Below are 1,288 nucleotides of genomic sequence, written 5' to 3' on the forward strand. Positions count from 1 at the left end.
CAAGAAGGTGAGACGAGCAGGCGGAGCGGCTGGCATCGATGGTCAGACGCTTGCGCAGTTTGGCGAGCGCTTGGACGACAATCTGCTGAATTACTTAATGAACTCAAAACGAAACAATACCGAGCGCTGCCGGTTAAGCGGGTAGAGATACCGAAAGCAGATGGCGGAGTTAGGTTGCTTGGCATACCAAGTGTTCGTGACAGAGTAGTGCAACAAGCGGTCAATGAATTGCTGACCCCGATATTTGAGGAGCAATTTCACCCATCAAGCTTTGGCTACAGACCGAATCAAGTTGTCATGATGCTATTAGCAAAGCAACGATGTTTATAAGACGCTACGGACTTAAGCACGTAGTGGATATGGACTTATCGAAATGCTTTGACCGCCTTGACCATGAACTGATTATCCAACAAGTCAAAAAGCGTGTCACAGACAGCAGCGTGTTGGAATTGATACGTCAATTCCTGCAAAGCGGCGTTATGATTGACGGCAAATTGGCGTCCACGGATATAGGCAGTCCACAAGGCGGCGTCATTAGTCCGTTATTAGCTAACATTTATCTCGATGCCTTTGACCAAGCAATGCGGGACAGAGGACATCGGATTGTTCGCTATGCAGACGACATCTTAATTCTATGTCGAAGTGCTAAAGGAGCGCAACGAGCCCTTGAGGTGGCTACTAAACTACTTGAGCAGGACCTTAAGCTACAGGTGAACGGTGAGAAGACTCACATCACACAGAGCTGGCGAGGAGTTAACTTCTTAGGGGTAGTGATTTACAGTCACTACACAAAGATACAGCCTAAGAAGCTGTCGCTGTTTAAGCAAAAGGTTAAGGCGATGACGAAGCGAAATAGTGGGCGACCGCTAGCGAGCGTTATTAAGCAACTTAACCCCCTGCTTAGGGGATTTGCTCAGTATTTTAGGATTGCCGACACGAAAAGTACCTTTAAAGAGCTGGCGCAGTGGGTGCGAAGACGGCTTCGCAGCATACAACTTAAGCTATGGAAAAAGCCTAAACGGCTACATAGACGACTTAAACAATTAGGCTATAAACCACCGTTTGAGTCGATAGCGATGTGGCGCTGGAGAAACTCAGCCAGTCCATTAGCTCACTATGCTATGCCGAATAAGTGGTTAGATAGTTTAACGTTGTATGATATGGGGAAAGTTGAGACTGGCTACGTGTTTAGCGCATATGCTAAATGGTAATGTGCATGAGCCGTATACGAGGTCCGTACGTACGGTTCTGTGAGAGGGATGAGGTGCAAACCTCACCCTACTCGATT

Annotated in this window: 1 protein-coding gene and 1 pseudogene; both read left to right on the plus strand. The window is 47.4% G+C overall.

Annotated features, from left to right (window positions below):
• Nucleotides 1–207: 207 nt before the first annotated feature.
• Nucleotides 208–716: pseudogene (locus HMPREF3179_RS12455) on the plus strand (reverse transcriptase domain-containing protein); the annotation flags it as partial.
• A 54-nt stretch (nucleotides 717–770) separates the two neighbouring features.
• Nucleotides 771–1,211: a group II intron maturase-specific domain-containing protein gene (locus HMPREF3179_RS12460; protein WP_225792299.1), complete on the plus strand. Its 441-nt coding sequence runs from the start codon at nucleotides 771–773 to the stop codon at nucleotides 1,209–1,211.
• The last annotated feature ends 77 nt before the right edge of the window (nucleotides 1,212–1,288 follow it).

Origin of the sequence: Oligella sp. HMSC09E12 (genome assembly GCF_001808505.1) — a bacterium.
Classification (GTDB): domain Bacteria; phylum Pseudomonadota; class Gammaproteobacteria; order Burkholderiales; family Burkholderiaceae_B; genus Oligella; species Oligella urethralis.